Raw genomic sequence first — 24,537 nt, forward strand, 5'->3', positions numbered from 1 at the left:
TCACTCTTGTAGCTCATGGCAAGGTTCCTGCTGAGTTTGCATACAATCGCCGGCACGGGAATGCCGGTTTGGCGGTAGACTTAGCCAAAATGCGGCACAATACGCGCGTGATTTCCGACATTATCACGCCTTGATGCGGCGTGGGGTCTTTCGCAGGCCCTGCCAAGGTTCCTTAAAGGAAACGGAATTCCCCAAAACTGGCCGCCTAGGGCGCCCAGGCGCGCTGATCCGGTACAAAGAGCGCAAGTTCGCCGCCCAACTGCAGGGAGCCGGGACGTTCGACCCAGGCGGTGATTCCCCGGCGATTCTGTGCGGCGGGCTTGAAGCGCGCGCCAAAGCCTGTGTGGTCTTTCTCAATCTCGCGGCCCGGCAGCACGCAGGGACGGTTTTCCATGTCGACCGTCAGCGTTACCCCGTCCGGTCCCTGCAGACGCGAGGACGGCGGCACGAAGGTGAAGTCAGGGATGCCGCGCAGCACGATGGTTGCGCCCAGATGCGCAGGGTTAACGCTGTCCATCCCCATGTCCGCCGCGATTAGGGCCAGTTCCTCTTCCGACAGGATGGTCAGCTGGCGCACGTTGCGGATTTCGGTGCCTTCCGGGTACAGGTTCCTGACCCGCACGCAGGAGGGGCGGTTCCCGCCCTCGTGGCGCCCGCCGGCAATGCCGCCAAAGCCGAGGTCCAGATGATCTGCGGGCACCGCCTGCAGGCCGCTGTCCGCGGGCACATGGCCCAGCCAGGTAATCTGTCCTGTGAATTCCGTTTTCCGCAGCACCGGCATGCCCGCTCTCCCTCGCATAAGTCTTTGACGTTGCAGTGAGCATACAGGCGGCGCGGACCGGCACCAGTGGTGCCGCGATGGTTTTTTGTGGTCCCGCAGTTCAGCGCCGGAAATGAAAAACCCCCGGAGGCCAGCGGCATCCGGGGGTCAAAGCCTTGGGTCATCAGGCGGAGGGCTCAGGCTCCATGCCGCCCTCTGGCGGGGTCTTTTTGGGCTTCGCCTTGGGGATCGCGGTGACCGAGGCGTTGCCCTGATCCTCGCTGTCGTCCTCATCGTCGCCGGCCTGCGGCGGCTCGCCGTTCATCACCCGCTTGATCTCGTCGCCGGTCAGGGTTTCGTATTCCAGAAGGCCCTGCGCCAGACGCTCCCATTCCTCGTTCTTGTCCTTGAGGATCTCCAGCGCCTGCTCATAGCCCTGCTGGATGAAGCGTTTGACCTCTTCCTCGATCAGCTCTTTGGTATTGGCGGACACAGAGAAACCCGCAGTGTTGCCGGAGTAGCCTTCATGGGCCTCGGCATAGTCGATGTTGCCGACCTTGTCCGACATGCCCCAGCGCAGCACCATGGCACGGGCCAGCTGGCTGGCCTGCTGGATGTCGCCGGCCGGACCGTTGGAGACATGGTCCTCGCCATACTTGATGACTTCGGCTGCCTTGCCCGCCATGGTCATTGCCAGTTTCTGCTGGCACTCATCGCGGTGGTAGTTCAGCCGGTCCATTTCGGGCAGCGACACCACCATCCCCAGAGCGCCGCCGCGCGGGATGATCGTTGCCTTGTAGACTGGATCGCACAGCGGCAGGGCCAGACCGACAACGGCATGGCCGGCCTCGTGATAGGCGGTCTTTTCCTTCTGGTCCTGGGTTAGCACCATCGAACGGCGCTCGGCCCCCATCATCACCTTGTCCTTGGCGGATTCGAAATCCTCCATAGTGACAAAGCGGCGGCCGACACGGGCGGCCATCAGCGCCGCCTCGTTCACGAGGTTGGCCAAATCGGCACCGGAGAACCCAGGCGTGCCGCGGGCGATGATGCGCAGGTCCACATCGGGCCCGAGCGGAGTCTTGCGGGCATGCACGCCAAGGATCTTCTCGCGGCCCTTGATGTCGGGGTTGCCGACGGTCACGTTGCGATCAAAGCGGCCGGGGCGCAGCAGCGCCGGGTCCAGCACATCCTTGCGGTTGGTGGCGGCCAGGATGATGACGCCTTCGTTGGCCTCAAAACCGTCCATTTCCACCAAGAGCTGGTTCAGGGTCTGCTCGCGCTCGTCATTGCCGCCGCCATAACCGGCGCCGCGGTGACGGCCCACCGCGTCGATCTCGTCGATAAAGACGATGCAGGGCGCGTTCTTTTTGGCCTGCTCGAACATGTCGCGCACTCGGGAGGCGCCGACGCCAACAAACATCTCGACGAAGTCGGAGCCGGAGATGGTGAAGAACGGCACGCCCGCCTCGCCCGCAATGGCGCGGGCCAGCAGGGTTTTACCGGTGCCCGGAGGGCCGACCAGCAGCGCGCCCTTGGGGATCTTGCCGCCGAGGCGCGAGAATTTTTGCGGGTTGCGCAGGAATTCGACGATCTCTTCCAGTTCTTCCTTGGCCTCGTCGATGCCCGCCACGTCGTCAAAGGTGACGCGGCCGTGCTTCTCGGTCAGCATCTTGGCCTTGGACTTGCCGAATCCCATGGCGCCGCCTTTGCCGCCGCCCTGCATCCGGTTCATGAAGTAGATCCAGACGCCGATCAGCAGCAGGAACGGCAGCAGCGTGATCAGGAAGGACTGGAAACCCGACTGCTGCTGCTTTTCAGCGCGCACCGGGATGTTCTTCTCGATCAGAAGAGCGGTGACTTCGGCATCGGCCGGTTTGATGGTCACATAGTTTTGCCCGTCCGAGGTCGTGTAGCGCACCTGTTCCCCATCCAGAGTGACAGTGCTGACCTTGCCGGTCTCCACCGAACTCACGAAGTCCGAGAAAGTGCGTTCACGGCTCTGCATCGTGCTGCCGGAACCGCTGAACAAATTGAACAGCGCCAGAATCAGCAGAAACAGAACAACCCAAAAGGCGATATTGCGAGCGTTGCCCAAGGAAAGTTCTCCCTATCAGTAAGGCGCACCTGTCAGGCCGCCTGCGTTGAGCTTAAAATAAGGATCATTCGAGCAGGTTCAATGCGATAAAAGGGATGCAAAGAACTCTTCTTCATTTGCCACCGGTTCGGCCGTCCAGCCATTGCCCATTCCGGCCACCGGTGCAGCCGCCAGTTCGGCACCGCGCCACACGGCAGGCGAGGCCTCCAGAACGGTTCCCGGAACCCCGGTTGCACGCCAGGACGGACAGCTGAACAGCCCGTCGCGCCCCAGGGGCCGCACTTCGCAACCCTTTGCATCGCCTCCGAAAACCTTCCATCTGTCATCCCAGATCTGGCCGGGAAGCGAGGTCACGCCTGCAACCGCATTGGCTTCGCGGCAGATCCAAATCTGTTTGGAGGTTGTCAGAAGGTGGCAGCCGGCAACTGTAGCCGCGCCGCCGCCGCGCGCCGCCAGAACGGCGATTTCCATCGGCACCCGGCGCGGCGGATAGGAGGAGCCTGACACCCATTGGATGGCCTTGACCAGCAGGCGGTAGCCGGTTTCGCCGGGGAGAGTGCGGAACTTCCGCTGGCAAAGAACCACCGCGCCGGCCTGCACATGGGCCATGTCGCGGGCGGCCAGGAAGACGTACCAATCCAGCGCTTCGCGCGCCTTGTTCATGTTTTCGGCAACCCGGGACAGCACCGTCGGCGTCAGGCCCAGCGGTGCCAGTTCCGCCAGGGCGCGGCGTGCCCGAACCCGTTCATAGCGGATGTCGCTGTTGCTGGGATCCTCGCACCATTCGATGCCGCGCTCCTGCAGGAACTGGCGCAGTTCGCTGCGGGTCACTTCCAGCAGCGGCCGCACCAGGGTAACGCCCTTGTGCACGCGGCGCGGCGGCATGCCGGAAAGCCCCGACACGCCAGAGGCCCGGGCCATGCGCATCAGCAGGGTTTCGGCCTGATCGTCCGCTGTATGCGCCACGCAGAGGGTAGAGATGCCATGGCGCCTAGCCCAGGCACACAGCAGATCATAGCGCGCTTCGCGCGCCTGTTTCTGCAGGTTGCCCTTGCCGGGACCATCCTCCCACCGGATCACCTCGTGCGTGATCCCAAGTTCAGAAGCAACTTCGCCAACCCAGGCGGCTTCAGCCGCTGATTCCTCCCGCAAACCGTGGTCCACAGTCGCGGCAAGGAGCTCAACCGGCTCACCTTGGAAGGCTTCTTTCATCAGATGCAGCAGCGCCATGGAATCGCTGCCGCCAGAGACGGCAATGCCCAGCTTGCCAGTCAGCCTGGACTGGAACTGGCCGCGCAGCAGTCCCAGGATATCGCGCCGCAGCCCGGTCAAGAACAGCCCAGTTTGGCCATTTCTGCCGCGGCCTCAGCCTGCTGCGCAGCGCCGGGGAACCGCACTCCGACTTCAGACAGCGTGACACAGGCCTGATCGGTCTGGCCCAAGCGGCCCAGGGCCGCGCCCAGTTCGAACAGCGCCTTGGGGGCCACAGGCCCGGCGGAGTTTCCGGTAAACGCCGCCAGATAGGCCCGCGCTGCTTCGCGGGTGTCACCCAGACCGTCCAGCGCCTTGCCGCGGCTGAATTCGGCAGCGGGTGCCAGCGGGCTGCCTGGATAGGACTGGTTGAAGGCCGCGAATTTCTCTGCCGCGTCCTGATACGCGCCGTCCGCCAGAAGCTTTTCGGCGGCATCAAAGTCCGCCTGCTCGCCAATGGCCAGCTCTCCGGCCGCCGGTTCGGTGCCGGCCGTGCCGGCCACCGCACCCGAGCCGCCGGCGGCAGGCAATTCCCCGCCGCCCAGCGTGGTGGTTTCCTTCAGCGCGCCGACATCGCCGCCTTCCAGCTCAACCAGGCGGAACTCCAGGTCGCCGATCCGGTTGGTGCCATCAGTGACGATCCGGTCGACCCGGTGGCCCAGCTGCTCGGTCTGCAGCGTCAGCCGCTGCAGTTCGCTCTCGATCGCGGCAACCCGGTCCAGAACCGTGTCGCCTGACACATTCGCCGAGGGGGCGCCTGTCGTCGACATCTCGCGCTTCAGCCGCTGGATTTCGACATGCAGAACGGTCAGCTCCTGGCGGATGTCCGCCAGCGTTTGGCTGTCCTGCGCCGCCAGCGGCAGCGGCAGGGCCAGAACGGAGGCCAGAAGAACTGTGCGCAGGCGTTTCATCGCGTTACCCCGTCAGCCCGCCGGCCAGCACGGTGACCGCGCGGCGGTTCTTGGAATAGCAGGCCTCGTTTGAGCAGATCTCCAGCGGGCGCTCTTTGCCATAGCTGACGACCTTCAGGCGGTGGCCTGCAACCCCTTGCGAAATCAGGTATTCCCGCGCGGCATTGGCGCGGCGGGCACCCAGGGCCAGGTTGTACTCGCGGGTGCCCTGCTCATCGGCGTGGCCCTCGATGGTGACAACATAATCGGCGTTCTGGGTCAGCCAGCGCGCCTGGCCCTGAAGGATGCCTTGTGCCTCAGGCGTCAGCGTCGACTGGTCCACAAGAAACAGAACCCGGTCGCCGATGGACTGCTGGAAATAAGCCGGGCTTGCCGGATCCAAGGCCCCTGCCCCGGCACCTGCCCCTGCGCCGGCTCCGCCGCCGTTTGCCGTATCATCCCACCGGTTGTTGCTGCAGGCCGCAAGGCCCAGGACGGCAACAGCCGCAATTGCCAATTTCAAACCGCTCATGTTGTCTGCCTATCCCTTTGCGTTTCTTGACCGGAAATTAACATATGCCCGGTTCAGGTTCCATGCGGGTATCCCCGCCTTATAGATTCAATTAATTCTGCAATGGCGACCAGGCCGGGTCCGAGGCCCCGTCCGGTGTCTTCACAGGTTTAAGGTTGCGCCCGGTGATGTCCACAGAATACAGCAGCGCCCGCCCAGCACTGCCCTGGCTTTCGCGGGTAAACATGATCACCCGGCCATTGGGCGCCCAGGTCGGCCCCTCGTCCAGGAAGGACGCTGTCAGCAGCCGTTCCTCGCTGCCGTCGGTACGCATCACGCCGATGTGGAAACGGCCCTTGTTCTGCTTGGTAAAGGCAATCATGTCGCCGCGCGGCGACCAGACGGGCGTGCCATAACGGCCCTGGCCAAAGCTGATCCGCCGCGCCTCGCCGCCGCCTGCCGGCATGACATAAAGCTGCTGGCTGCCGGAGCGGTCGCTTTCGAACACGATCTGGCTGCCATCCGGCGAGAACGACGGCGCGGTCTCGATCGACGGGGCCGAGGTCAGCCGCGACTTGGCCCCGGTTTGGATATCCATCGAGAACAGGTCGGTATTGCCGCCCTGGGTCTGCGAATAGACAATGGTGCGCCCGTCGGGCGCAAACCGCGGCGCAAAGCTCATGGTGCCATCTCCGCTGGACAGCACCTTGCGCTGCACCTGGCCCACGTCCAGCACATGGATCTGCGGGAAGCCGCTCTCATAGCTGGTATAAAGCACCCGGTCGCCGGTGGGCGAGAACCGCGGCGCCAGCACGATCGAGGCGCTGTTGGTCAGGTACTGCACATTGGCACCGTCGTAATCCATCACCGCCAGCCGCTTGCGGCGGTCGTTCTTGGGGCCGCTTTCAGAGACATAGACCACACGGCTGTCGAAATAACCGCTTTCACCGGTGATCCGGCTGTAGATGGCATCCGCCACCTTATGCGCCATCCGCCGCCAGCCGTCGGTGGTGCCATTGAACTGCAGGCCGGTGCCCAGCTCTTTCTCGGCGAACACATCATGGCCGCGGAACCTGACCGTCAGCTGATTGCCGTTGACGCTGACTGCGCCGGTGATCAGCGCCTGCGCATTCACGGCTTTCCAGTCGGCGTATTTCACCGGATTGTCGAAGCCCGTCACCTTGGAGATATGGGCGCTGGCCGGCACTTCCCGGAACAATCCGGTGCCGCTCAGGTCCGCCGCGATAACCCGCGCAATCTGCGCCGCATATTCCGAGGCTGCCGGGGTTTCCGGCACGAAATCCGGCACCGCATAAGGCAAGGGTTCGATCACGCCCTGGTCGATCTCGATGCGAAGCGGGCCATCCTGAGCCATGGCCGCGCCCGCGCCTGCCGCGGCTGCGGCTCCGATCAGAAGGGCTGCCAGTATTTTCCTCATTTGATCCGCATCCTTTCAGGATTGAATGTCATCTCAATATCGCGCCATTGCGCGTATTTTTCAGGGGGAAGCTGAAAGCCTGAGGACCCGCAGCGGATAATCGCCCGCCGGGCCGCCTCATAGGCCTGCTTTGCCGCTGCCGAAGACCCGCCGGTGCTGGACAGCATCCGGATCGAGCCGGTGTCCGGCTTGCCGTCCTGGGACAGCGACACACCGACAACCACAGTTGTCTTCAGCGCATCCGTGGACAGGGAGCCAACGTTCCAGCAGCGCGACACCTCAACCCTCAGCGCGTCCTTTTCGCCCAGCGTCAGCGGCGGGCCGGAGGGTTCCGGCGCCTCCACATCGGCGCCGCCCGCCAGCGCCTCGGCCAGCGCATCCGCCACTGCATCGGCAGTATCCGTCTGCTCTGTTTCAACCGGCTGCGCCGCTTCTGTCACCTGCGGTTCCAGGTCCGGCTGGGGCCGAGCGGGCCGGGTCTTGGGCCGTTTGGAGACCGCGGGCGCGGCGGAGGCTGCCACATCCTCGCCCTCGTTCTCCTCAGTCACAATCCGGTCGCTCGCGGCCTCACGCGCAGTGGCGTCTTGCACGTCCTGCTCAGTCTCGGCGCCTTCTTCCGGCGCCACCTCGGGCTGGACGATATCGTCGATCCTGGTGTCCGGTTCCGGCGGTGCAACCGGTTCCGGCGCCACCCGGTCCACCGGGCGCGGCGCCGTTTCGGGCCGGACCTGCGGCACCAGCGAAGCCACATCCGGCTCTTCCGCAGCAGAGGGCAGCTCGATCGGCACTTCCGGTTCCGGCGGCTGTTCCGGCAGCTCTGTTACCTGCGGATCCGGCTCTGCCGGGGCAATGGGTTCCGGCTGGGTGATTTCCGGTTCCGCATCCGGCTGCGGTGCCGGTTCCGGCGCGGGCTGCACCGCGGCGGGCTCGTTCAGCGGAGCAGGCTCCGGCGACACCTGCGGCGCCTCACGCTGCTGGCTCAGCTTCTCGAATTGCTCGGATGAAATCAGCGCGACCTGCTGCACGTTGGACGGCAAGGGTTCGGACGGAAACCAGGCACCGAAGACAACCCATGTCATCAGCACCCCGTGCCCGGCAAGTGAGATCTTGGTTCCGGTCTGCACCGTCCGCGTCCCCGCCTACTGCCCTGTGCTTTCAGCCCGCTGCCCGTCCAGCGCCGGGCCACCGGTGTCAGTGACCAGCCCCACGTTGGAAAAACCGCCCGCATTCAGCGCGCCCATCACCTGCATCACGTCCGAATAGGCAATCCGCCCGTCGGCGCGCAAGAACACCCGGTCCGAGGAGCGCTCTGCCGCAATCGCGCGCAGTTTGGCCACCAGTTCCTCGCGCGCGACCGGCGTGGTTTGGATTTCCACGCCGCCCTCGGCGGTCATGGTGACGGTCAGCGGTTCTTCCTCGTCGCCGGGCAATGCGCCCGCGGCGGTCTTGGGCAGTTCCACCGGCACGCCCACGGTCATCAGGGGGGCTGCCACCATGAAGATGATCAGAAGCACCAGCATGACGTCCACAAAAGGCGTCACGTTGATTTCGGACATCGGCCGGCCGCGCCCGCGGCGGCGGCCCCGGCGGCGGTTGCTGCCGCCTGAAGGCTGCTGGACTGCGGCGCCCATAGCCTCAGGAATCCAGCTGGCGGCTGAGGATGGTGGCGAACTCGTCGGCAAAGGCCTCGTAGCCGCCGATGATGCGGTCGCTGTCCGCGCTCAGCTTGTTGTAAAAGACCACCGCGGGGATCGCCGCCAAGAGGCCCAGACCGGTCGCCATCAGCGCCTCGGCAATGCCCGGCGCCACAACGGCGAGGTTGGTGTTTTGCTGTTCTGCGATCTCGATGAAGGCGGTCATGATGCCCCAGACGGTGCCGAAGAGGCCAATGAAAGGCGCAGTGGAGCCAACAGTTGCCAGCACCGACAACCCGCCCTGCAGCCCTTCGGTTTCCTTGGCAATCGCCACATCCATCGACCGGTCAATGCGCGCCTGCGCGCCTGGGATCAGCCCGCCGTCGCTGCGGTGGCTGCGCCGCCATTCGGTCATACCGGCCGAAAAGATGCGCGCCGCCTGGCCGGGCGGCTCTGCCCCCACTTGGTCAAACAGCTCATCCAGCGGATTGCCGGACCAGAAGGCGCGGTCAAAGGCGTCTGCCTCCCCGCGCGCTTTGCGGTAGTTTATCGTTTTCTGAATGATGATGCCCCAGGACCAGACCGAGGCCACGATCAGCATCAGCATCACCAGTTTCACGGTTACGGTGGCCCGCGCGAAAAGGCCCCACATGGAGAAATCAATCTCCTGCGCCAGCGCCAGAGTTTCTGCTTCCATTCGCCTGCTCTACGGTTTTCCCAGCCGTTTATCCGGCCTTATTTGGCAAGACGCTAGCGCAGTTCAATGGCAAAGGCCAATAAAACAGGCGGCCGGGCGCCAAATGTTACCGCAATGCGCGAATCTCTGCCGGAAGCCGGGCCGGTTTGCCGCCTGTGGTTATGCAAACAATGGTGACCTGCGCGCGGAACAGCACCTGGCCGTCCCGTGCGACCTCCTGATTCAGGACCATCCGGGCGGGGGTAACATTGTGCATGGAGGTGATGACCAGCAACTCCTCGTCGAACTTGGCAGGTGCCAGGTAATCCGCCTCGATCCGGCGCACCACATAGATCAGCCCTGCCTCGCGCATGGCGTTCTGATCGACCCCGATGCCGCGCACCCAGTCACTGCGGGCGCGCTCGATGAAGCGCAGGTAGTTGGCGTGATAGACAATCCCGCCCATGTCGGTGTCCTCATAGTAGACCCGGACGGGAAATTGGTGGTTCATTGCCTGCTCTCCTGCGTTTGCCCGCGCACCCTATGGGCGGCGCCAAACCGCTGCAAGCCGGCTCATCCCTCTAGCGGATACTCCGCCAAGTTGTCATACCGCGCGCCCTCTGGCGCCAGCGTCGATTGGAACAGCGCAAAGCTCTCCGCTTCGCATTCCAACCGGAACTCCGATGCTACGGCCAGAAAACGGGCAATCTTTTCGACCTGCCCCGCCTCCATGTGCCGGGGAAAACGCGCCAGCGTCACATGGGGGCGGAAGCGTTCGCGGGACAGCTCGATCCCGGCAGTGCGGCAGGCGCTGCGGACGTGGTCGCGCAGGCGGGTCAGCTCCGGCGTTTTCCGCACCTCTGCCGCCAGCACCCGCGGAAGCTTGCCGCCAAAGGTGTCCAGACCGTTGAAGGTCAGCTGCAGGGGCGGCACGCTGATCTCTGCCAGAAGCTGATGCAGGGCCTGCAGCGCGGCCTCCGGCTGGTCATCGAGGAAGGCCAGCGTCAGGTGCATGTTCTCTGCGGGGACTTGGCGTCCCACGGTCAGCCGCTCCTGCACGCGTTCCAGCGCATCCAGGGCTGAGTCCGGCAGCGGCAGGCCGACAAAGGCGCGCATCAGCTCTGCGGCGGTTCCGCCGGCGCCTGAAGCCGCGCAAACAGCCGCAGAGCATGGGATTTATCCTCCGCCGCAACCGGCATCATCCGGTCGTAAGCGGCCGCGATTACTCCCGCGATTTCGGGCCGCAGGATGGTGGCGCCGGTCTCCGGCAGAACCGCCAGCGGCGAGGCCTCGGCGAAGGCGGAGTCGCCCCACATCAGCGCCACCTGCACCGCCTGAGTGAGCGCCAGCGTCTCGGCCGGCATCTGCGCCATTGGTCCTTTCATCCGCAGGAAAACAAACGCCGCCTTGATGCCGCCCTGATCGTCAAAGCGGAAGGCGCGGTACTGGCTGGCATCACCGTCTCTCAGCCGTGCGACCAGCGTCTGCAGCCCCGGGATCAGCCGGTCCAGGTCCGGCACCTCCAGCAGTTCCTCCCACTCGCGGAAGAAGAAGAACATCAGGTTGGAGCCCAGCTCCGGATCGGTTTCGGCCATCTGGTGGCCTGCCAGCGTCATCACTGCTTCCAGTGCGCCCTTGACGGTCTTCAGGGTCTCGTCCTGCACCCCGAACACAATCGGCGCCACCGGCCGGCCCCAACGGGCAAAGGCGTAGGCGCCGTCATTGCGGGTGAACAGGGTTTCGATCTGCTCCGGCGTCAGGTCTGGCAGCTGGGCGGTCATTTGCGTCTCCTTGGTCCTGCCCCGTCTATGCCGTCTGTATGCCGGGACAGCAAGGGGAAGGCTCCCGCGCCTGGCCGGCCTCCTGGCTGCGCCAGGCCGCCGGCAGCAGCCTTGGGCCCGGCGCCGCAGGCGCGGCGCAGTGCATTCAGATAGGTCAGCAATATTGCCCGAATGTTTCGCGCGCGAAACATTTGGACAGAAAGACTGACACAACTTATAGTGGCAAATCCCAGTTTTACCCGAACAGGTCGTTCTGGCTGCGCGGCGGTGGCATGCCGAGGTGCGTCCAGGCCTTTTGCGCCAGCATCCGTCCGCGCGGGGTGCGCTGGATCAATCCCTGTTGCAGGAGGTAGGGCTCGATCACCTCCTCCAGCGCGTCGCGGCTTTCGCTGAGGGCCGCCGAGATTGTCTCAATCCCCACCGGTCCGCCGCCGTAGTTTTCCGCGATCAGCTTCAGATAACGGCGGTCGGCGCCGTCCAGCCCCAGCTGGTCCACCCCCAGCCGCGTCAGGGCACCGTCGGCCAGCTCCCGGGTGATGGTGCCGTCGCCCTCCACAACCGCGAAGTCCACCACGCGGCGCAGGAGCCGCCCGGCGATCCTGGGGGTGCCGCGGGCGCGCCGCGCGATTTCGCGGGCGCCGGCGTCATCGGCGGGGGCGCCCAGTTTGCGGGCGTTGCGGCTGACGATCTCAAACAGCTCGTCGATGGTGTAGAACTGCAGCCGGGTCGGGATGCCGAAACGGTCGCGCAGCGGTGTGGTCAAGAGGCCCATCCGGGTGGTGGCGCCGACCAGGGTAAAGGGCTGCAGCTCGATCCGCACGGTCCGCGCTGCCGGGCCTTCGCCGATCACCAGATCCAGTTCGAAATCCTCCATCGCCGGGTAGAGCACCTCCTCCACCGCCGGGTTCAGCCGGTGGATCTCGTCGATGAACAAGACGTCGCGGGCTTCGAGGTTGGTGAGGATCGCTGCCAGGTCGCCTGCCTTGGCCAGCACCGGGCCGGAGGTCATGCGGAAGTTCACTCCCAGCTCGCGCGCGACGATCTGAGCGAGCGTAGTTTTGCCAAGGCCCGGGGGGCCGTGGAACAGCGTGTGATCCATCGCCTCGCCGCGGCGGCGGGCGCTCTCGATGAAGACGCGCAGGTTGGCGCGGGCCTCAGCCTGGCCGATGAACTCGCCCAGGCCCTGCGGGCGCAGGGCGCGGTCGTTGTCTTCCGGCAACGGCTCGGGGCGCAAGGCGGGGTCGGCGTCAATCATTTGCGATACTCCGCGTGCATCAACTTTTCTGCAGTACCGCCCGGCCGAGAGGCCGGGCAGCGCCCGTCCCGCCCCCCACGGGGCGGGCGCTTCGCTTCCTGCCCCGCCGGGCCAGTCGCTGCCCTAACCGAAGTCATGCAGTTTTTTGCAGACATTCTCTTATCCCTTCGGCGCCAGCAGGCGCAGCGCGGCGCGGATCAGTTCCGGCTCATCCGCATCCGGATAGGTCGCAGCCGCCTCTGCCACCGCAGCCGCGGCATCCGAGGGGCCGTAGCCCAGATTGCCCAAGGCCGACAACGCCCCGGCGGAAGCAGCCGCCGCACCGCTGGGTTTCTTGGGCGGCGCCTTGCGGGCCGGCTTCGCAGCAGGCGCGGGATCGGCATCCTCGACCACCTCCAGCCCTGGGCCGTCCATCGCGTCCACCACGGTGCCACCCATCGCCATCACGCCGGGCGCCTTGTCCTTGAGATCCAGCACGATGCGCTGCGCGGTCTTGGGGCCGACGCCCTTGGCGGCCTTTACCGTGGCCCAGTCCCCCAGTGCAATCGCGCGGCTCACCCCGTCCGGCCCAAGCGCGCCGAGAATGGCCAGCGACACCTTGGCGCCCACCCCCTGCACCGAGGTCAGCAGCCGGTGCCATTCCTTCTCCACCAGCGAGGTGAAGCCGTAAAGCTGCATCAGGTCCTCGCGCACCACCATGTCAGTGTAGAGCGCGATGGCTTCGCCCACACCCGGCAAAGCCGCCATGGTGCGGTCGGAGCAGTAGACGATGTAACCAACGCCGCGCACGTCGATCAGCACGTGATCCTGCGCCCGGTAGTCGAGCCGCCCTGTCAGCTTGCCGATCATGCGCGTTTCTCCCTTAGCTGGCGCTGCTGCGTGCCGCCGTAGTAGGCGTGGCAGATCGCAATCGCCAGCGCATCTGCGGCATCAGCGTTCTTGGGAAGGCACCCCGGCAACTGCAGCTTGACCATATGCATCACCTGCTCCTTCTCGGCGTGACCCACACCCACCACCGTTTTCTTGACCCGGTTCGGGGCGTACTCGCCCACCGGCAGACCCGCCTTGGCCAAGGTCAGCAGGGCCACCCCCCGCGCCTGGCCCAGCTTCAGCGTGCCGGCGCCGTCCTTGTTCACGAAAGTCTGCTCGATCGCCGCCTGGTCCGGGGCGAATTCCTCGATGATCTCGGAAACCTGGTTGTGCAACGACAACAGACGCTCGCCCAGATCGTCGCCGTCAGAAGTGCAAACACCATTAGCAACATGGCTGAGACGGCTGCCGCGCGATTCGATTACGCCCCATCCAAGGTTCCGCAACCCCGGATCAATTCCCAAAATCCGCATGATCTGCCTGCCCTTGCCCGCGAGCCGGCCCGCTGGCCGGAAATTATTTTGACCCAGCACTAGCACAAAAGGCGAACATGTCCAATTGCTTTCATAGCTGATTGTTTCCGGGAATCCTGCAGCTGCGGCCTGGAAACGACCCTTCATACCGGCGGGAACGACATTTTCGGGCCCATTCGGAGCCTGGCCGTAAACCCCTTATTTACAAGGCAAACAGCTATGCAGTTAGTGCATATGACACATGCAATTTCAGGCCTTGCTGCGCTGATTTTTCGCCACTAGATGCCCGCCATCGCAATGACGCGACGGATGCTAACAGCTAATCAGAGGACACGGATATGGCCGCATTTGATACCACCCGCACCACCTATGGTTCCACCGGCCTGTTTGGCCGTTTCGGCGATCTGTTCGCCGCTGCAACCGGCGCCTTCGCCGCCTGGAACGACGCCCGCGTGACCCGCAACGCGCTGAACGGCCTGTCCGACCGCGAGCTGGCCGACATCGGCATGTGCCGCGGCGACATCGATGGCGTCGCCACCGGCAAAACCGTCTTCTGAGACATCCCTGATTTCCGCCCTGCCTCCTCCCTCGGGGCGATTAGGGAAACGCCGCGGACCTGCAATGGCCGCGGCGTTTTTTATTGGCGCGGCCGTGCAGCCAGCCGCCGGCAAAGGAAAAGGCCGCCTGCCCCGTGAGCAGCGGCCTTTCACACTCTTTCCTGCAGTTTGATCCGGGTCAGCGCAGCACTGGCCCGATCTTCTGAGCGATGTAAATGGAAGCAGGATCAGCCTGCATGATAAAGGCCCCCGCGCGCTCAAGCGCACTGCCTTCGGCAAGGGTCCTGACCCTTTCGTCATAGCTGCCAAAACCAAGCGCTGCCATCAGGAAGCCCTTAAACAGCAGGAAGGCCCCGGCAAAGATCACCACGGTGCGGGCCGAGATCCGGGACTGCACCCGGCGCGGCTGAATCACCAAGAGCCCGTCCGGCCGCATCTTCGCGGAAAAGCCTTCGGACATGGCATTATGCTTGCGGTTGATATGCTTCAAACGCGATTGGAACGTATCACGATGTTCGCCCATCACTAGTCTCCGAACTGGCCCCCACCAGCGGATGGCCCATCATTGGCTAAAAATGCGGCAAAAGTGGGGCAAGCCCCTCAAATTTGCCGTAAACTTAGTTCAATCAGCCCGCTTTACGGAGAAGTAACGTTGTCCATTCACCAATTTCGTCCCGGCGCGCCAGATTGGCGCCGTTCTGTGCATAAACGCTGACCACGTCATCGGCCTGCTCGTTCAGGATTCCGGAGAGAATCGCATAGCCGCCGGGACGCAGATTCGCCGTCAGATCCGGCGCCAGGGCCACCAGCGGGCCTTTCAGGATATTGGCGAAGATCAGGTCATAGGGCGCCTGCGCCTGCAATTCCGGGTTGTCGAAACCGGCCGCTTCCAGGCAGGTGACCTGGCCTTCCATGCCGTTGGCCTTGAGATTGGCCTCAGCCACCTCGACCGCGACCTCGTCGATGTCGCTGGCCAGGATGGTGCCATCCCAAACGCGCGCTGCGGCCATTGCCAGCACCGCGGTGCCGCAGCCGATGTCAGCCACCTTTTCGCCGCGGAAGCCCTCGTCCAGAAGATGGTCCAGCGCCTTGAGGCAGCCCAGCGTGGTGCCGTGGTGGCCGGTGCCGAACGCCATTGCCGCCTCGATCAGCAGCGGGATCTTGTCTGCGGGCAGCTTGTCCGCGTCATGGGAGCCGTAAACGAAGAAGCGGCCGGCCTCGACCGGCGCCAGTTCGCGGCGCACATGGGCGACCCAGTCGGTTTCCGGCACCTCTGAGACCACAAAGGGTTTGGCCTCATGCATCGCAGCCAGCAGCGCCAGGCCTGCCTCGTCGGGGGCTTCGGTGAAATAGCCGCCAACCTCCCACAGGCCGGAGCCGTCCTCCATCTCAAAGACGCCGATGCCGGTAGGTTCCGGGATGAGCCGCTCCATGGCTTCGCCCAGCGCTTCGGCCTGGGCTTTTGCAGTGAGCGTGGTGAGGGCGGTGAATGTGGGCATGGCGTTGCTCCTGAAACTGTTGCCAAGCGCCTAGGCTGCCGCGCGGCCCGCGTCAAGCATCCGCCTGGCCTGAGGCCAGGCAGCGCCCGCGCTCACCCCGTGCGCGGGCGCTCCGCCCCTTGGCGGGGCGGAAGGGTCATTCCGCCGGCGCAGGCCGCGCGTATTTGCTGAAGATGGTCTCGTTCCCCGGTTCCGGGTGGCGCGGGATCAGCAGCGACAGGGACAGCGACACCAGCGCCATGGCTGCCGCCAACGCAAAGACCAGGCCCGGCTCATAGACCCAGAGGAGGCCAAGCAGCACCGGCAGGAACACCGCGGCGATGTGGTTGATGGTGAAGGCCACGGCGGCCGTCGGGGCGATATCGCCCGGGTCGGCGATCTTCTGGAAATAGGTCTTGAGCGCCAGCGCCAGGGCAAACAGAACATGGTCCACCACATAGAGCACAGCCGCAATCACCACTCCCCAGCCGAACCAGTAGATGCCGCCATAGGCCGCAAAGACGATGGCGAGCCCTGCGTATTCGAAAATCAGCGTGCGGCGTTCGCCAAAGGCGGCCACGGCCTTACCCAGAACCGGCGCAACGGTCATGTTGATCACCAGGTTGATCAGGTAAAGCCCGGTCAGCTCATGCACTTCAAAGCCGAACTTCTCGACCATCATGAAGCCTGCAAAGACTACAAAGATCTGCCGCCGGGCGCCCGCCATGAACTGCAGCGCGTAGTAGAGCCAGTAGCGCTTGCGCAGGATCAGCTTCTTGGTCTGCGGGTGCGGCGCGTCGAACTGCGGATAGGCAAAGAGCGCAAATAGCGCGATGGCGGCAGTCAGCCCGCCTGCGGCCAGGAACACGGTGTTGTAGCTGAGGCCCAGGCTCTCCCAGGTCAGCACGATCAGCCCGTAGACCACCAGCGTTGCCGCCGACCCGGCCGCCACCAGCCAGCCCAGCGTCTGCGGCGCGCGGTCCTTGGGCAGCCATTGCAGCTGCAGCGACTGGTTCACCGTCTCGTAGTAGTGAAAGCCTATGGAGCTGAGAAGCGTCACCATCAGCAGGCCGCCGAGCGAGGGGAACCAGGCGGTGACTGCGGTGGCCACCCCCAGCATCACCAGCGAGATCAGCCCCAGCACCTGCTCGCGCACGAACAGGATCACCGCGATCACACCAACGGCCAGGAAGCCGGGGATCTCGCGCACGGTATGCAACAGACCGATGTCGGCGCCGTCGAAATTGGCCGCTTCGATCACGAAATTGTTGAGCAGCGCGCTCCAGGTGTTGAAGGCAATCGGCATCGCCAGCGCCATCAGGAACAGAAGCGTCACCGGGCGGCGCCAGAACGGGAGGCCCTGGGCCTCAGAAAGGGGCATCGGTTTGAACATGAGCAAGGGTTTACGCCTGTTCCGCCGGTCTGGCGAGGGGGAAAACCGCCTGCACATTAAGCTCCGCATCAGCGCGCAGAGACTGGAAATGCGAGGCTCTGCCTCGCACAGGGATATGCCGGGCAAGAGAAAGGCCGCTTCTTTCTGGTCAGAAATACCCCGGGGGAGGCCGCAGGCCGGGGGCAGCGCCCCCTGCCCGGTCTCAGAAAAAGCTCTGCGGGTCGATGTCGATGCTGAGGCGCAAGTCGCCCTTCAGCCGCAGCGGCGCGGTCCAGCGGGCCAGCGCCTCCTGCAAAGGCACGCCTTTCGGCGCCTTGACCAGCAGGCGCACCCGGTGGCGGCCGCGGACGCGGGCGATGGGGGCCGGGGCGGGACCGAACAGCTGCGCACCGATCTGGCGCAGCGGTCCGTCGTTGCGGGCCATCGCATTGCCGAGGTCAAAGACCGCCGCCAGATCCGGCCCGGACAGGATGATCCCGGCCATCCGGCCATAGGGCGGCACGCCAGCGGCCTGACGCTCGGCGGCTTCTGCTTTCCAGAAGCTTTCCTCATCCCCAGACAGGATCGCCCGGATCACCGGGTGCTCCGGCTGGAAGGTCTGCATCAGGGCCTCGCCCGGGCGTTCGGCGCGCCCTGCCCGGCCCGCCACCTGGCGCATCAGCTGAAAGGTCCGCTCTGCCGCGCGCAGGTCGGAACCCTGCAGGCCAAGGTCGGCGTCAATCACCCCCACCAGCGTCAGCAAAGGGAAGTTATGGCCCTTGGCGACCAGCTGGGTGCCGAGGATGATGTCGGCTTCGCCTGCGGCGATCTCCTCGATCCGGCTTTTCAGCGCGCGGGCAGAGCCGAACAGGTCGGAGCTGAGCACCGCGATGCGCGCCTCCGGGAACAGGGCTGTGGCTTCCTCCGCCAGCCGCTCGATGCCGGGGCCGACCGGGGCCATCTTGCCCTCCACCTCGCAGGACGGGCAGGCCTCCGGCACCGGCTTCGTCTCGCCGCACTGGTGGCACATCAGCCGCTTCATGAAGCGGTGCTCCACCATCCGCGCATCGCAATGGTCGCAGGCCACCTGGGCGCCGCAGGCACGGCAGATGGTAACCGGGGCAAAGCCGCGGCGGTTCAGGAACAGGAGCGATTGCTCTCCGCGTTCCAGGCGCAGCTTCATCGCCTGTTTCAGGGTGGGCGAGATCCAGGTGGAGGGCAGCAGATCCTCTGACCGCATATCCACCGCGCGCATGTCCGGCAGCACCGAGGCGCCGAAACGGGAGGTGAGGTTCAGGCGGTTGTACTTGCCGGCCTCGGCATTGGCCCAGGTCTCAAGCGAGGGCGTGGCGGAGGCCAGCACCACCTGTGCCGAGCACATCGCCGCGCGCAGCACTGCCATGTCGCGGGCGTTGTACAGAACCCCGTCCTCCTGCTTGTAGGAGGTGTCGTGTTCCTCATCGACGATGATCAGGCCCAGGTCGCGGAACGGCAGGAACAGGGCTGAGCGGGCGCCGATCACCAGCTGGGCCGCTCCCTGCCCGACCATTTTCCAGACCCGGCGGCGTTCGGTCATGGTGGCGCCGGAGTGCCATTCAGCCGGTTTGGCGCCAAAGCGCGCCTCGACGCGGGTCAGGAACTCAGCGGTGAGCGCGATTTCGGGCAGCAGCACCAGCGCCTGCCGTCCAGCACGCAGGGCGGCGGCGACGGCCTCCAGATAGACCTCGGTCTTGCCGGAGCCGGTGACACCTTTGAGGAGCGTGGTGCCATAACGCCCGCTTTGGACGCCCTCGGCCAGGGCGGCGGCAGCCTTGGCCTGATCCTCGGTCAGCTGTTTTGAGGGCAGTTCCGGGTCGAGATGCGGATAAGGGGTGTCGCGGGGGGCTTCCTCCTCGCGCAGGGCGCCCTGCTTGACCAGCCCCTTCACCACCGAGGGTGTCACATCCGCCATATCGGCGAGTTCCCTGGGTGTGAAGGCAAGGCCGCCATACTCCTCCAGCACCTCCAGCACCCGGGTGCGGGCATCCGTCATCCGGTCCGGCACGCCCTCGCCCCGGCGCAGGATCTTGCGCATCGACGGCGGATCGGAAAGACCCGGCGCACGGGTGGCCAGCCGCAGCATCGCGGGCATGGGTGTCAGGGTGTAGTCGGCAGCCTTGCCAAGGAACTGGCGCATTTCGGTCCGCATCGGGGCCACATCCAGCACCCGGATCACCGCGCGCAGCTTGGCCGAATCGAAATCCCCGGCACCCGGCCCCCAGACCACGCCCAGCACCTTGCGCGGGCCCAAGGGCACCTCGACATAGGCGCCGAGGTAGCAGCCGCCCTCCGGCGCGCGGTAATCCAGCAGCCGGTCAAGGGGTTGCGTGGTCAGAACCCCAACCCTCTCGCCTGCCTGAAAGAACTCCTGCCCGCTCATACTGCTGCCTGTGTTGCCGCCCGTATTTCCATGAGGTAAAGGCTGTGGCGACCGAGGCCAACCCATCCAAAGGACTGCCCCATGAAATTCTTCGTAGATACTGCCGAGATCGGCGCCATTGCCGAGCTGAACGATCTGGGCATGGTGGACGGTGTCACCACCAACCCCTCGCTGATCAAGAAATCCGGCCGCGACATCATCGAGGTCACCAAGGAGATCTGCGATCTGGTCGACGGGCCGGTTTCTGCCGAGGTAACCGCCACAGATGCGGAAACCATGATCGCCGAAGGCCGCAAGCTGGTGGAGATCGCCGAGAACATCGCGGTGAAGGTGCCGCTGACCTGGGACGGCCTGAAGGCCTGCAAGACCCTGAGCGACGACGGCCACATGGTGAACGTGACCCTGTGCTTCTCCGCCAACCAGGCGCTGCTGGCGGCCAAGGCGGGCGCGACTTTCATCTCCCCCTTCATCGGGCGTCTGGACGACATCAACCTCGATGGCATGGAACTGATCGAGGACATCCGCACCATCTATGACAACTACGGATTCGAGACCCAGATCCTGGCGGCCTCGATCCGCTCCGTGAACCATGTGCTGGATTCGGCCCGTATCGGCGCTGACGTGATCACCGCTCCGCCCGCGGTGATCAAGGCGATGGTGAACCACCCGCTGACCGACAAGGGCCTGGATGCTTTCCTGGCCGACATCAAGGCGGCGGATATCAAGATCCTCTGATCGTTTCGCGAGACAAACGTTTACGAAAGGCGCCCCGGTCCGGGCGCCTTTTTTGTTTCTTCTTGTGCGGTCTGGCTCTGATGCACGCCCCCCGCAGCAATTTCCGCACATCCCGCATTTTTCCGCGGCATCGTGCAAATCCCATGCTATACACGTTTCCAAACCCGTCAGAGGTCCGGAGCCGTAAGAGTTCACATGAGCAGTTCAAGCAATACAGTCAGCCTGGAAGACCAGTTGCGCGAGGCGATCCTCGCCAAACCCGATGCGGTGCTGGAGGATCAGCACCTGATGAACGCCCTGGTTGCAGCCAATGAGCGGGCGATGGGGTCCAACGTCGTTGACCTGCGCGGCATCGCGATGGAGCGGATGGCGGCACGGCTGGACCGGCTGGAGGATACCCACCGCTCGGTGATTGCCGCGGCCTATGACAACCTGGCCGGCACCAACCTCATCCACCGCGCCGTGCTGCGGCTGCTGGAGCCGCGCGATTTCACCGCCTTTTTGGCCTGCCTTGAGCAGGACATGCCGGAAATCCTGCGCGTCCATGCGCTGGCGCTGGTGCTGGAGACCGCCCAGCCCGGCGGCGCCGAGGTGGAGCGCAAGTCCGGCGCACTGAAGCTGGCAGGCCCCGGCTTTACTGAAAGCTATGCCGGCCAGCCCGGCAGCGACCGCCCCGTGACCCTGCGCCAGACCCAGGGCGGCAGCCCGCGGGTTTACGGGGCTAAGGCCGAATGGATCCGTTCCGAGGCCTGCTTGATGCTGGATTTGGGCGAAGGCCGCCTGCCCGGTATGCTGGTGATGGGATCGGAAGACCCGCATCAGTTTTCGCCGATGCAAGGCACGGACCTCCTGACTTTCTTTGGCGGCGTCTTTGAACGCTCGATGCGCTGCTGGCTGTCATGACGCTGATCTCGCCTGCCTGCCGGGATGCGCTGCAGCTGTGGCTGGAGCGGCTGGGCGGGCTGGAGGACGCCTCAGAAAACACCCTCACTGCCTACCGCGGCGATGTGACCGCCTTCCTTGCCTTCATGACCCAGCACAGCGGCGGGCCGCAGGGGCTGGGGGCGCTGGCGCGGATCACGACTTCGGACATGCGGGCCTGGATGGCGTCGGAGCGCAACTCCGGCACCGGGGCACGGTCGCTGGCGCGCAAGCTGTCGGCGGTCAAGAATTTCTACCGCTGGCTGGCAGAGCGTGAAGGGTTTGAGCCGGCCGCGGTGCTGCTGGCGCGCTCCCCCAAGTTCCAGAAAAAGCTGCCGCGGCCGCTGGCGCCGGAGGCGGCCAAGGCCGTCCTCGAAACCGTTGAGCTGCAGTCGCAGCAGGATTGGGTGGCGGCGCGGGACGTCGCCGTGGTGACGCTGCTGTATGGCTGCGGGCTGCGGATATCCGAGGCGCTTGGGCTGACGGGTGCGGATGCACCGCTGCCGCCGGTCTTGCGCATCCTGGGCAAGGGCCGGAAAGAGCGCGTGGTGCCGGTACTGCCCGCCGCCCGCGATGCAGTGGAGCGTTACCTGTCGCTGTGTCCGCATCCGCAGGAGGCGAAGGCCCCCCTGTTCCGCGGCGTGCGCGGCGGCGCGCTGAACCCGCGCCAGATCCAGGGGGTGATGGCCAGGACCCGCGCCCAGTTGGGCCTGCCCGCCACCGCCACCCCGCACGCGCTGCGCCACAGCTTTGCCACCCACCTGCTGGAGGCGGGCGGCGACCTGCGCGCAATTCAGGAACTGCTCGGGCACGCGTCGCTGTCGACCACCCAGGCCTATACTGCGGTGGACACCACCCACCTGCTGGAAGTCTACAACAAGGCCCACCCGAAAGCGTGACTTGACCCCGCCCGCCTTGCTGGCCTTTGCTGTCAGCAGGAGGGTCTACCATGCCCGATGAACACCCCGCACAAGTGGAACTGACCAGTATCCTGACCTGCCCCGCCTGCGGGCATCAGGCGGCAGAGGAGATGCCGCAGAACGCCTGCCAGTGGTTTCATGAGTGCCCCGCCTGCAAAACCCTGCTGCGGCCAAAGCCCGGCGACTGCTGTGTTTTCTGTTCCTACGGGACCGTTCCGTGCCCGCCGGTGCAAAAGGGGGACGGCTGCTGCGGCTGACCGGTTTACCGCCCGGTTGAATAAAATCCGCACTAATTTCCGCAGCAGGCAGCAAGCCTCTGTTAAGGCGCTGCAGGCCAGATGGCAGAAACCGATCCAGAAAGGATTCTGCCATGACCCCCGCCGGCTTTGCCGTTTTGTTTGCCGATGGCGCCCCTGCCGCCCCTGCCCCGCCGCCTGATGTGCAGCCATGGCAGCGCGACAGGCCCGCACAATCCCCTTTCTCCTCGCCCGACATCACCGACCCGGCGCCGCATGGCCGCCGCATGGCGCGGATCCAGTTGGCGGCGGGTACGGAATTCCGCCCAATTCTGCACTGAACGGTTGCGGCTCCGGGGCAAATTCGCCATCACGGTCGCATGACACCTCAGATCCGCGCTCTTTCCGTTCACCTGCTCACCGCAACCGGCGCCGTCTTTGCCATGCTGGCAATGCTGGCGGCGGCTGAGGGTAAATGGAGCCTGATGTTCCTGTGGCTGGTGGTTGCCTTCGCGGTGGACGGCATCGACGGGCCGCTGGCGCGGCACTATCACGTCAAGCGCTACTCGCCGGAGTTCGACGGGGTGCTGCTGGACCTGATCATCGACTACCTGACCTATGTCTTCATTCCCGCCTTTGCCTTGTTCCAATCCGGGCTGATGGCGGGCTGGACAGGGTGGTTTGCGATCATCGTAATCACCTTTGGCAGCGCGATGTATTACGCCGACACCAGAATGAAGACCAAGGACAATTCCTTTTCCGGCTATCCCGGCGTGTGGAACATGCCGGTGCTGGTGATCTTTGCGCTGGAGCCGAGCCATTGGACCAGCCTGGTGCTGGTGACGCTGCTGTCGGTGGCGATGTTCCTGCCGCTGAAGTTCATCCATCCGGTGCGCACGGTGCGCTGGCGCAAGGTGTCGCTGCCGATGGCGCTGGCCTGGACCTTCTTTGCCGGCTGGGCCGCCTGGGTCGACTTCCACCCGGCCAGCTGGGCCCATTGGGGACTGGTGGTCACGTCGGTCTACCTGCTGTTTGTCGGCATCGCACAGCAGATCGTGCCGGAACGGCAGCGCACGTCCTCAAGGGCTTGAAAACCGCTCTGCCACTTGAAGGGGCACCGCCCCTCTGCGCCCTGCGGGCGCATTCACCCCGGGGTATTTTCAACCAGAAAGAAGCAGCCGCCGCGGCTGTCATAAAGACGCCTCTGCCGTAAAGATCAAATCAGCAGGCTGGCGGCGCCTTCGTGTTTCAGCAGAGCCACCTTGGTCTCCACCCCGCCTTTGCCGGAAAACCCGCCAAGGCCGCTGGCGCCCAGCACCCGGTGGCAGGGGATGATCACCGGGATCGGATTGCCGCCGCAGGCATTTCCGACCGGCTGCGGCGGTGCCCCCAGCTGTTTGGCAATATCGCCATAGGTGCGGGTTTCGCCAAAGGGAATCGCCAGCATCGCATCGCAGACGGCGCGCTGAAAATCAGACCCGTCCACCTGCAGCGGCAAGTCGAACACCGTCAGTTCCCCCGCAAAATAGGCGCGCAACTGATCCAGCGCCTGTGTCAGCAGCGCGGATTGCCCGCTGGCCTCCGCCGTCCAGTCCAGCCGCACGATGGCGCCGTCCCGCTCTGCCACACTGAGCGGCCCGACGGGCGTCTCAAGACTTGCTGAAATCATCCTTTTCCTCCGGCCTGCTCCCGGCTGCATTCTCTGGTGCCGGTGCGCGGTCCGCAAGCCCGGACATCGGTCCCCGCCTGCCGCGTTAACGCTTTGTTAACCAGTGCTAACGGTTTACCGCCAGATTGCATCAAATTCGACTAAAGTGAGTTTCAAGAAGAGAGCTAAAGGTCAGTCAGATGATTTCAGCAGTTTCCAGCCCTGCCGGTTTCTACAACGGCATGAAGCAGATCCAGACCCAGCGCCAGCAGGCACCGGCTTCGGGAACCACTGCACGGGAACCGGCTGATGCGTCTTTGATCAAAGGCATGACGCGCACTCCAGCGCGGGATGCCGTGCAGGCCGGCAGCCCTGCTGACGCCCTGACCGCCCAGTATGTCGGCCCGGCCCGGGAAATGGCGCGGGCCGAGGCGCTGGAACCGCGCCCCGCAAAAGGCATCGACATGGACGCCTACTATCAGGATCTGATGAATGGCTGCCAGGCAGGCCCGAAGCCGGTCAGTGTGCTGACCGCAGAGGCGAACTATGCCAAGGTGCAGCGCATCATTGGCTGACCCGCCAAACCAAGGCCCGTCTGCAAGGGCACATACCAC

The 24,537-nt window shown here is 64.9% G+C and carries 28 protein-coding genes; 8 read left to right on the forward strand and 20 right to left on the reverse strand.

What is annotated here, in order from left to right; genetic code table 11:
• Positions 1-205 precede the first annotated feature (205 nt).
• The 15 genes from RA21_RS16055 to ruvC form a co-directional block, all read right to left on the reverse strand.
• Positions 206-781 (reverse strand): MOSC domain-containing protein, encoded by a 576-nt coding sequence (locus RA21_RS16055; protein ID WP_019298087.1) that lies wholly within the window; start codon positions 779-781, stop codon positions 206-208.
• Positions 782-944: 163 nt separating this feature from the next.
• Positions 945-2,858, reverse strand: coding sequence for an ATP-dependent zinc metalloprotease FtsH (gene ftsH, locus RA21_RS16060; RefSeq protein WP_019298088.1), 1,914 nt, complete (start codon positions 2,856-2,858; stop codon positions 945-947).
• A 78-nt stretch (positions 2,859-2,936) separates the two neighbouring features.
• Positions 2,937-4,190, reverse strand: a complete 1,254-nt coding sequence (gene tilS / locus RA21_RS16065; RefSeq protein WP_082008979.1) for a tRNA lysidine(34) synthetase TilS — start codon at positions 4,188-4,190, stop codon at positions 2,937-2,939.
• Positions 4,187-5,020, reverse strand: coding sequence for a tol-pal system protein YbgF (gene ybgF / locus RA21_RS16070; protein WP_019298090.1), 834 nt, complete (start codon positions 5,018-5,020; stop codon positions 4,187-4,189). Before ybgF ends, tilS begins: the two co-directional genes overlap by 4 nt.
• A 4-nt stretch (positions 5,021-5,024) precedes the next feature.
• A complete protein-coding gene (gene pal / locus RA21_RS16075) occupies positions 5,025-5,531 on the reverse strand; it encodes a peptidoglycan-associated lipoprotein Pal (RefSeq protein ID WP_019298091.1) in 507 nt (168 codons plus the stop codon).
• A gap of 91 nt (positions 5,532-5,622) precedes the next feature.
• Entirely contained in the window at positions 5,623-6,948 is a 1,326-nt protein-coding gene (gene tolB, locus RA21_RS16080) for a Tol-Pal system beta propeller repeat protein TolB (protein ID WP_019298092.1), read from the reverse strand.
• A complete protein-coding gene (locus RA21_RS16085; RefSeq protein ID WP_039150777.1) occupies positions 6,945-8,072 on the reverse strand; it encodes a hypothetical protein in 1,128 nt (375 codons plus the stop codon). Before RA21_RS16085 ends, tolB begins: the two co-directional genes overlap by 4 nt.
• A 15-nt stretch (positions 8,073-8,087) precedes the next feature.
• The gene (gene tolR, locus RA21_RS16090; RefSeq protein ID WP_039150780.1) at positions 8,088-8,579 is read right to left on the reverse strand and encodes a protein TolR; all 492 of its coding nucleotides are present in this window, start codon (positions 8,577-8,579) and stop codon (positions 8,088-8,090) included.
• 4 nt (positions 8,580-8,583) lie between these two features.
• A complete protein-coding gene (tolQ, locus tag RA21_RS16095) occupies positions 8,584-9,279 on the reverse strand; it encodes a protein TolQ (protein ID WP_019298095.1) in 696 nt (231 codons plus the stop codon).
• Between the two features lie 106 nt (positions 9,280-9,385).
• Positions 9,386-9,769 (reverse strand): tol-pal system-associated acyl-CoA thioesterase, encoded by a 384-nt coding sequence (ybgC, locus tag RA21_RS16100; protein ID WP_019298096.1) that lies wholly within the window; start codon positions 9,767-9,769, stop codon positions 9,386-9,388.
• 62 nt (positions 9,770-9,831) lie between these two features.
• Positions 9,832-10,374 (reverse strand): RNA 2',3'-cyclic phosphodiesterase, encoded by a 543-nt coding sequence (gene thpR, locus RA21_RS16105; RefSeq protein WP_082008980.1) that lies wholly within the window; start codon positions 10,372-10,374, stop codon positions 9,832-9,834.
• The gene (locus RA21_RS16110; protein WP_019298098.1) at positions 10,374-11,039 is read right to left on the reverse strand and encodes a hypothetical protein; all 666 of its coding nucleotides are present in this window, start codon (positions 11,037-11,039) and stop codon (positions 10,374-10,376) included. Before RA21_RS16110 ends, thpR begins: the two co-directional genes overlap by 1 nt.
• A gap of 235 nt (positions 11,040-11,274) precedes the next feature.
• Entirely contained in the window at positions 11,275-12,294 is a 1,020-nt protein-coding gene (gene ruvB / locus RA21_RS16115) for a Holliday junction branch migration DNA helicase RuvB (RefSeq protein WP_019298099.1), read from the reverse strand.
• A gap of 159 nt (positions 12,295-12,453) precedes the next feature.
• Positions 12,454-13,143, reverse strand: coding sequence for a Holliday junction branch migration protein RuvA (gene ruvA, locus RA21_RS16120; protein ID WP_019298100.1), 690 nt, complete (start codon positions 13,141-13,143; stop codon positions 12,454-12,456).
• Complete coding sequence (ruvC, locus tag RA21_RS16125; protein ID WP_039150947.1) at positions 13,140-13,637, reverse strand: crossover junction endodeoxyribonuclease RuvC; 498 nt, start codon at positions 13,635-13,637, stop codon at positions 13,140-13,142. Before ruvC ends, ruvA begins: the two co-directional genes overlap by 4 nt.
• Before the next feature lie 338 nt (positions 13,638-13,975).
• Here ruvC and RA21_RS16130 point away from each other — a divergent pair, with 338 nt between their 5' ends.
• Positions 13,976-14,194 (forward strand): DUF1127 domain-containing protein, encoded by a 219-nt coding sequence (locus RA21_RS16130; RefSeq protein WP_019298102.1) that lies wholly within the window; start codon positions 13,976-13,978, stop codon positions 14,192-14,194.
• 178 nt (positions 14,195-14,372) lie between these two features.
• Here the strand turns inward: RA21_RS16130 and RA21_RS16135 are convergent, their stop codons facing one another.
• The 4 genes from RA21_RS16135 to RA21_RS16150 form a co-directional block, all read right to left on the reverse strand.
• Positions 14,373-14,717 (reverse strand): hypothetical protein, encoded by a 345-nt coding sequence (locus RA21_RS16135; protein WP_039150785.1) that lies wholly within the window; start codon positions 14,715-14,717, stop codon positions 14,373-14,375.
• Positions 14,718-14,820: 103 nt separating this feature from the next.
• On the reverse strand, positions 14,821-15,693 hold the full coding sequence (locus tag RA21_RS16140) for a 50S ribosomal protein L11 methyltransferase (protein ID WP_019298105.1): 873 nt from the start codon (positions 15,691-15,693) through the stop codon (positions 14,821-14,823).
• Between the two features lie 136 nt (positions 15,694-15,829).
• Positions 15,830-17,065 (reverse strand): MFS transporter, encoded by a 1,236-nt coding sequence (locus tag RA21_RS16145; RefSeq protein ID WP_019298106.1) that lies wholly within the window; start codon positions 17,063-17,065, stop codon positions 15,830-15,832.
• 202 nt (positions 17,066-17,267) lie between these two features.
• Positions 17,268-19,463, reverse strand: a complete 2,196-nt coding sequence (locus tag RA21_RS16150) for a primosomal protein N' (RefSeq protein ID WP_039150788.1) — start codon at positions 19,461-19,463, stop codon at positions 17,268-17,270.
• A gap of 81 nt (positions 19,464-19,544) precedes the next feature.
• Here RA21_RS16150 and fsa point away from each other — a divergent pair, with 81 nt between their 5' ends.
• The 6 genes from fsa to RA21_RS16180 all read left to right on the forward strand — a co-directional run bounded on the left by fsa (position 19,545) and on the right by RA21_RS16180 (position 23,366).
• Entirely contained in the window at positions 19,545-20,198 is a 654-nt protein-coding gene (gene fsa / locus RA21_RS16155; protein WP_039150790.1) for a fructose-6-phosphate aldolase, read from the forward strand.
• A gap of 195 nt (positions 20,199-20,393) precedes the next feature.
• On the forward strand, positions 20,394-21,101 hold the full coding sequence (locus RA21_RS16160; protein ID WP_039150793.1) for a DUF484 family protein: 708 nt from the start codon (positions 20,394-20,396) through the stop codon (positions 21,099-21,101).
• A complete protein-coding gene (locus RA21_RS16165; protein WP_019298111.1) occupies positions 21,098-22,018 on the forward strand; it encodes a tyrosine recombinase XerC in 921 nt (306 codons plus the stop codon). Before RA21_RS16160 ends, RA21_RS16165 begins: the two co-directional genes overlap by 4 nt.
• A 50-nt stretch (positions 22,019-22,068) precedes the next feature.
• Positions 22,069-22,296 (forward strand): GDCCVxC domain-containing (seleno)protein, encoded by a 228-nt coding sequence (locus tag RA21_RS23450; protein WP_019298112.1) that lies wholly within the window; start codon positions 22,069-22,071, stop codon positions 22,294-22,296.
• 113 nt (positions 22,297-22,409) lie between these two features.
• Positions 22,410-22,616, forward strand: a complete 207-nt coding sequence (locus RA21_RS16175) for a hypothetical protein (protein WP_039150796.1) — start codon at positions 22,410-22,412, stop codon at positions 22,614-22,616.
• Positions 22,617-22,655: 39 nt separating this feature from the next.
• Entirely contained in the window at positions 22,656-23,366 is a 711-nt protein-coding gene (locus RA21_RS16180) for a CDP-alcohol phosphatidyltransferase family protein (RefSeq protein ID WP_039150799.1), read from the forward strand.
• Positions 23,367-23,491: 125 nt separating this feature from the next.
• On the opposite strand, the gene RA21_RS16185 is transcribed toward RA21_RS16180, so the two are convergent.
• Complete coding sequence (locus RA21_RS16185; RefSeq protein WP_039150802.1) at positions 23,492-23,944, reverse strand: methylated-DNA--[protein]-cysteine S-methyltransferase; 453 nt, start codon at positions 23,942-23,944, stop codon at positions 23,492-23,494.
• A gap of 179 nt (positions 23,945-24,123) precedes the next feature.
• On the opposite strand from RA21_RS16185, the gene RA21_RS16190 reads away from it, so the two are divergent.
• Positions 24,124-24,498, forward strand: coding sequence for a hypothetical protein (locus tag RA21_RS16190; RefSeq protein ID WP_039150805.1), 375 nt, complete (start codon positions 24,124-24,126; stop codon positions 24,496-24,498).
• The last annotated feature ends 39 nt before the right edge of the window (positions 24,499-24,537 follow it).

It is taken from the genome of Leisingera sp. ANG-DT (genome assembly GCF_000813785.1).
GTDB lineage: Bacteria > Pseudomonadota > Alphaproteobacteria > Rhodobacterales > Rhodobacteraceae > Leisingera.